Source organism: Streptomyces tricolor (assembly GCF_002155905.1).
In the GTDB taxonomy this organism is placed as follows: Bacteria; Actinomycetota; Actinomycetes; order Streptomycetales; family Streptomycetaceae; genus Streptomyces; species Streptomyces tricolor.
Genome location: NZ_MUMF01000155.1, coordinates 6,233 through 11,769, shown reverse-complemented (window position 1 = coordinate 11,769; position 5,537 = coordinate 6,233). Strand labels below are relative to the sequence as shown.

The 5,537-nt window shown below is 74.3% G+C and carries 7 protein-coding genes; 2 read left to right on the top strand and 5 right to left on the bottom strand.

Features of this window, described 5'->3' with window-relative positions; genetic code table 11:
* From CCN44_RS12390 to miaA, 4 genes are all read right to left on the bottom strand, one after another.
* Nucleotides 1–822: HD domain-containing protein (locus CCN44_RS12390; protein ID WP_244203906.1), on the bottom strand; the 822-nt coding region annotated here is incomplete at its 3' end.
* Nucleotides 823–1,007: 185 nt separating this feature from the next.
* Nucleotides 1,008–1,877 carry a diaminopimelate epimerase gene (dapF, locus tag CCN44_RS12385; RefSeq protein WP_086697672.1) on the bottom strand — a complete coding sequence of 290 codons (870 nt, stop codon included), beginning with the start codon at nt 1,875–1,877 and terminating at the stop codon, nt 1,008–1,010.
* Nucleotides 1,878–1,924: 47 nt separating this feature from the next.
* Complete coding sequence (locus tag CCN44_RS12380; RefSeq protein WP_086697675.1) at nt 1,925–2,404, bottom strand: hypothetical protein; 480 nt, start codon at nt 2,402–2,404, stop codon at nt 1,925–1,927.
* Between the two features lie 338 nt (nt 2,405–2,742).
* The gene (gene miaA / locus CCN44_RS12375) at nt 2,743–3,681 is read right to left on the bottom strand and encodes a tRNA (adenosine(37)-N6)-dimethylallyltransferase MiaA (RefSeq protein WP_059252992.1); all 939 of its coding nucleotides are present in this window, start codon (nt 3,679–3,681) and stop codon (nt 2,743–2,745) included.
* A gap of 183 nt (nt 3,682–3,864) precedes the next feature.
* On the opposite strand from miaA, the gene CCN44_RS12370 reads away from it, so the two are divergent.
* Nucleotides 3,865–4,161, top strand: a complete 297-nt coding sequence (locus CCN44_RS12370) for a hypothetical protein (RefSeq protein ID WP_086697671.1) — start codon at nt 3,865–3,867, stop codon at nt 4,159–4,161.
* A gap of 38 nt (nt 4,162–4,199) precedes the next feature.
* Nucleotides 4,200–4,487 carry an antitoxin gene (locus tag CCN44_RS12365; protein WP_059252990.1) on the top strand — a complete coding sequence of 96 codons (288 nt, stop codon included), beginning with the start codon at nt 4,200–4,202 and terminating at the stop codon, nt 4,485–4,487.
* Between the two features lie 129 nt (nt 4,488–4,616).
* On the opposite strand, the gene CCN44_RS12360 is transcribed toward CCN44_RS12365, so the two are convergent.
* Nucleotides 4,617–5,330, bottom strand: a complete 714-nt coding sequence (locus tag CCN44_RS12360; protein WP_208639759.1) for a class III extradiol dioxygenase subunit B-like domain-containing protein — start codon at nt 5,328–5,330, stop codon at nt 4,617–4,619.
* Between the last annotated feature and the right edge of the window lie 207 nt (nt 5,331–5,537).

Sequence of the window (5,537 nt, the reverse complement as noted above, 5' to 3'; positions counted from 1 at the left end):
GTCGGCGACCTCGGCGAGCGGGTCGCCGGGGCGGGCGGCGTTCTCCGCGATGAGTTCCCGGGTGTGCTCGTACTCCTCGGGGTGGAGGATGGCGAAGACCAGGTCCTCCAGCTCGGTCTTCAGGGCCTGCACGCCGAGGCGTTCGGCGAGCGGGATGAGGACGTCACGGGTGACCTTGGCGATCCGCGCCTGTTTCTCGGGACGCATTACGCCGAGGGTGCGCATGTTGTGCAGCCGGTCGGCGAGTTTGATCGACATCACGCGCACGTCGTTGCCGGTGGCGACGAGCATCTTGCGGAAGGTCTCCGGCTCGGCGGCGGCGCCGTAGTCGACCTTCTCCAGTTTCGTGACGCCGTCGACCAGGTAACGCACCTCCTCGCCGAACTGTTCCCGCACCTGATCCAGCGTCACCTCGGTGTCCTCGACGGTGTCGTGGAGCAGGGACGCCGTCAACGTCGTGGTCTCGGCGCCGAGTTCGGCGAGGATCAGGGTGACGGCGAGGGGGTGCGTGATGTACGGCTCGCCGCTCTTGCGCATCTGCCCGCGGTGCGAGGACTCCGCCAGGACGTAGGCGCGGCGCAGGGGTTCGAGGTCGGCGTCGGGGTGGTGGGCCCGGTGCGCCTCCACGACGTGGCTGATGGCGTCGGGCAGCTTGTCGCGGGCGGCGGAGCCGAGCAGCGCGGCCCGGCCGAGCCGGCGGAGGTCGATCCGGGCCCGGGACTTTCTGCGGGCCGCCGCGGGCGCCACGGACGCGGCGAGCGCCTGTGGCGCTGGGGGCGCTACCGGGCCAGCGGTCGCAGGGTTCGTGGCCTCCGCACTCATGGGCACCTCCGGCTCGTGGACCGGCGGACGGAACCCCAGGGCGTGCGCGGCTCAGGGATGGCGACGTTCCCCCGTCCGTGCCGGTGCTTGATGCTATCGAGCCCACCACGGCCGACCGACCGCCTCTCGCCGACCGTGAAACGGATCACCCATTCGAGCGATGGGAACGAGGTTTGGGTTTCGGATCAGCCGAGCGCGTGAGCGAGCCACTCGGCGTCGATCTCACCCTCGGCGACGATCACGGCGGGCCCGGTCATCTCGATCTCGCCGTCGGGCCGCTCGGTGATGACGAGGCGCCCGCCGGGCACGTCGACGGTGTACGTCGCCGGGGTGCCGGTGACGGCCGGGTCGGTGCCGTCGCGCCGGGCGGTGGCCACGGCGACGGCGCACGCGCCCGTGCCGCACGAGCGGGTCTCGCCGGAGCCGCGCTCGTGCACGCGCATGGCGACGTGGCGGGGGCCGCGGTCGACGACGAACTCGACGTTGACCCCGTCCGGGTAGGCGCCGGCGGGGCTGACGGGCGGGGCGGTGTACAGGTTGCCGGCGTGCGCCAGGTCGGCGACGAAGGCCACCGCGTGCGGGTTGCCCATGTTCACGTTCCGCGCGGGCCAGCTGCGCTCGCCGACGGTCACCGTGACGTCCCCCTCGGGAAGGCGGGCGCGGCCCATGCCGACGGTGATGTCGCCGTCCTTCGCGATGTGGACGGTCTTCACGCCCGCGCGCGTGGCGATCGTGAGGTCGCCTTCGGCCACATGTCCGGCGTGCTGGAGGTAGCGCGCGAACACACGGACGCCGTTGCCGCACATCTCGGCGACCGAGCCGTCACCGTTGCGGTAGTCCATGAACCACTCGGCCTCGGCGGCCATCTCCCGGGCGTCCGGGTGCGCCGCGGACCGTACGACGTGGAGCACGCCGTCGCCTCCGATGCCCGCCCGGCGGTCGCACAGGGCGGCGACGGCGGCCGGGGACAGCTCGATGGCGTTCTCGGGGTCCGGGACGATCACGAAGTCGTTCTCGGTGCCGTGCCCCTTGAGGAAGGCGATCCGTGTGCTCATTCCTCGATCGTACGGGGTGGCGGTGACAGTGCCCGTGCGGGCGGGTCCTAGCGGAGCCGGGCCACGCGCCAGACGGCGAGCACGACCACCACGGCGACCAGCAGGACGTAGGTGAGGACGACCCGCCAGTCGGGGCGGCGGCCGGAGCCGCGCGGGGGCAGGCCGGGCCAGGTGTAGCCGACCCGGCGGGCGGCCATCATGCCCCAGCCGGCCGAGCAGGAGCAGATCAGCAGGCCGAGCATGGCGATGACCGCTCCGCTGTCGCCGAAGTCGAAGGCGAGCGGGAAGGCGAACATCAGCGAGCCGACGGCGGCGAGGCCCACGATGGGGGCGAGCTGCCAGATGCGCAGCCGGCGCTGCGGGCGCAGCTCGACCTCGACCTCCGGGCCGCCCGGGTACATCTCCTCGGGCGCCGGTCCGTCGGCGGTCACGCCGCCCGCGGTGTCGTCGGGGCCGTCGTCGGTGAGCCGGTCCTCGGACAGCGGGTCGTCGGACAGCGCGCCGTCCGGCAGCGGGCTGCCGGGCAGGGGCGCGTCCGGCAGCGGGCTGCCGGGGAGAGGCGCGGCCGGCGGAGAGTCGTCGGACGGACGGTCCTCTGCCGCCGGGTCCCCGGGCGGCGGAGCGTCGGCCGGGCCGTGGGGCGGGGCGTCCCTGTCCGGACGTGCCGCGCCGGAGCCGGGGCCGCCATGGCCCGGGCCGTCACCCTCGGTGGTGAGGTGCTCGGCACTTTGTGCGGTGTCGCGAGGGCCGGCCTCCATCGCCACGCGCCCTCCCAACTAGGCTCCACTTGGTCGATCGAAGCTTGATGATGGCACGGCGCCGAAGGCCGAGATGACCGGCGGCGCATCCCGATGCCATGACGTGATCAGGCTGTAACCGGTCGTTCGACCAACGCCAGGGCCTGCTGCGGAAGTTCCCCTCGATCCGCCGCCGCCCCACTCAACCAGTGCACCCGGGGATCGCGCCTGAACCATGAATCCTGGCGGCGCGCGAAACGCTTGGTGGCACGGACGGTCTCGGCCCGGGCCTCCGCTTCGGTGCACTCCCCGGCGAGTGCGGCGAGCACCTGCTGGTAGCCGAGCGCGCGCGACGCCGTGCGCCCCTCGCGCAGTCCCTGCGCCTCCAGTGCGCGCACCTCGTCCACGAGGCCCGCCTCCCACATGCGGTCGACGCGCCGCGCGATGCGCTCGTCCAGTTCCGGCCGGGCCACGTCGACGCCGATCTGGACGGTGTCGTAGACGGAGTCGTGGCCGGGCAGGTTGGCCGTGAAGGGCTGGCCGGTGATCTCGATCACTTCCAGGGCGCGGACGATACGGCGGCCGTTGCTCGGGAGAATGGCGCGGGCGGCCTCGGGGTCGGCGGCGGCCAGCCGGGCGTGCAGCGCGCCCGAGCCGCGCAGCGCCAGCTCCTCCTCCAGCCGGGCCCGGACCTCCGGGTCGGTGCCGGGGAACTCCAGGTTGTCGACGGCACCGCGGACGTACAGGCCGGAGCCGCCGACCAGGATCGGCCAGCGACCCTCGGCGAGCAGCGCGTCGATCCGCGCGCGGGCCAGCTTCTGGTACTCGGCGACCGAGGCGGTGACCGTCACGTCCCAGATGTCCAGCAGGTGGTGCGGGATGCCGCCGCGCTCCTCGGGCGTCAGTTTGGCGGTACCGATGTCCATCCCTCGGTACAGCTGCATGGAGTCGGCGTTGACGACCTCGCCGCCGAGCTGCTGGGCCAGGAAGACGCCGAGATCGGACTTTCCGGCCGCGGTGGGTCCGACGACGGCGATGACGCGGGGGGCGGGGGGTGCACTGCTCACCGCACCAGTTTCGCAAACCTCCCGGTGAGGTCTCGAACGAGTTACGTGACGGCACGCACCCCGGGTCGTTGCCCGGGGCGAGGTGCCGCCCGCCGGGACGCGGGAGGCGGTGACCCGGGCGGCGCAACCGGACGCACCGGGCGACGCGGGAATTCGCCCGCACGAGTACCGTATGGAGTGGATATGGGCGTGTTTGCACGGCTTCTCGGCAGGTCGAAGGCGACTCCGGAGGCGTCGGCCGCAGCGGCGGGCGCCGGCCCGGAGCCGGACGGAGCCGGCGCGGAGGAGGCCGAGGCGGCGGCGACGGCGACGGAGGCCGGTGCGGCGGAGACGGCGGAGGCGTCCGGGGACGGGCCCGAGGGCGTGGCCGTGCGTTCGGACTCCGGTACGGACGACGCGGCCGAGGGTACCGGGATCCCCCGGCAGCAGTCCGCCGGCGAAGCCGCCGACAGCGAGACCGGCGAGGGCGCCCGCAGATGACCGTCCCGCGAGGGATGTCCCGCGAGGGAAGGTGGACCATGGGTCTGTTGGACAACATGAAGGCCAAGCTCGGCCCGGCCAAGGACAAGGTGTCGGACCTCGCGCGGCAGCACGGCGACAAGGTCCAGCACGGGATCGACAGGGCCGCGAAGGCGGTCGACGACCGGACCAAGCACAAGTACAGCGACAAGATCCAGGCGGGCACGGGCAGGGCGAAGGAGGCGATGGACCGCCTCGCGCACAAGAGCGGCCCGGGGGCGGCGCCCCACGACACGACGACCCCGACCCGCCCGGCCCCTCCGGAGGGCCCGCCGCCGGCTTCCTGAGGAGCCGGCGACCGTCCCTGTGACAACGCCACCGGGGCGCCCCGCGAGCTGCGGGGCGCCCCGGTGGGCGTGTGGGGGCATGCGTACGTCCCCGTCGGCGGTGGCGCACGGCCGGCGGGGCCAGGGTGGTCAGGACCAGGTCGCGACCAGGTAGCCCACGCCGTACGGCGCGTCCTCGTACAGCAGGCTGCCGGTGAGGCCGGTGTGCTCGGCCGCGCCGGCCAGGATCTGCCAGGGGGCGCGGCCGGCCGCCTTCAGTTCGCGGGCCAGCCCGGGGTCCAGCGCGCGCAGGTCGGCCGCGTCCGCCGCCGCGAGCGCCCGTGCGACCTCGGCGTCGAAGGGGGCCGCCCGCTCGTCCAGGTAACCCGGTGCCTTCAGTGTGCGGCAGGCGCTGCCGTCGCCCATGACCAGCAGCGCCAGCCGCCCGGCCCGGCCGGCCAGTTCCCGCCCGGTCGCGGCGCACTGCTCCGGCTCCAGGGTGTCCGGGACGCCGAGTCCCTCGATCGGGGCGTCGGCCCAGCCGGTCCGCTCCAGCAGCCAGGCGGCGACGGCCAGCGAGGTCGGCAGCTCCCGCTCGGGCACGGAGGGGCCGGCGAGCCCGAGGCGTACGTCCAGGTCGACCCCGAAGCCGCGGAAGGTGCCCCGGGTGCCCTGCGGGTACGGGCCGTGCTCGCCCTGCCCGGCGGTGCCGACGACCACCAGCAGGTCGGGGCGGGCGGCGGCGAGCACACCGAGCGCGTCCGTGCAGGCCGCGCGCGCGGCGTCCAGTTCCGGTGCGGCACCCGCGGCGACCTCGGGCACGAGCAGCGGCGGGCAGGGGCAGACAGCGGAGGCGACAAGCATGATCGGCAGGGTAACCCCCCGCGGGCGGGCCGCGGGTCACTCCTCGATCAGCACGTCCGTCAGCCGGACTCCGTCAGGCGGACTCCGTCAGGCGGACTCCGTCAGGCGGACTCCGTCAGGGCGGACCCCGCAGGGCAGACCCCGCAGGGCGAACCCCGTCAGGACGGACCCCGCAGGGCGGACCCCGCAGGGCAGACCCCGCAGGGC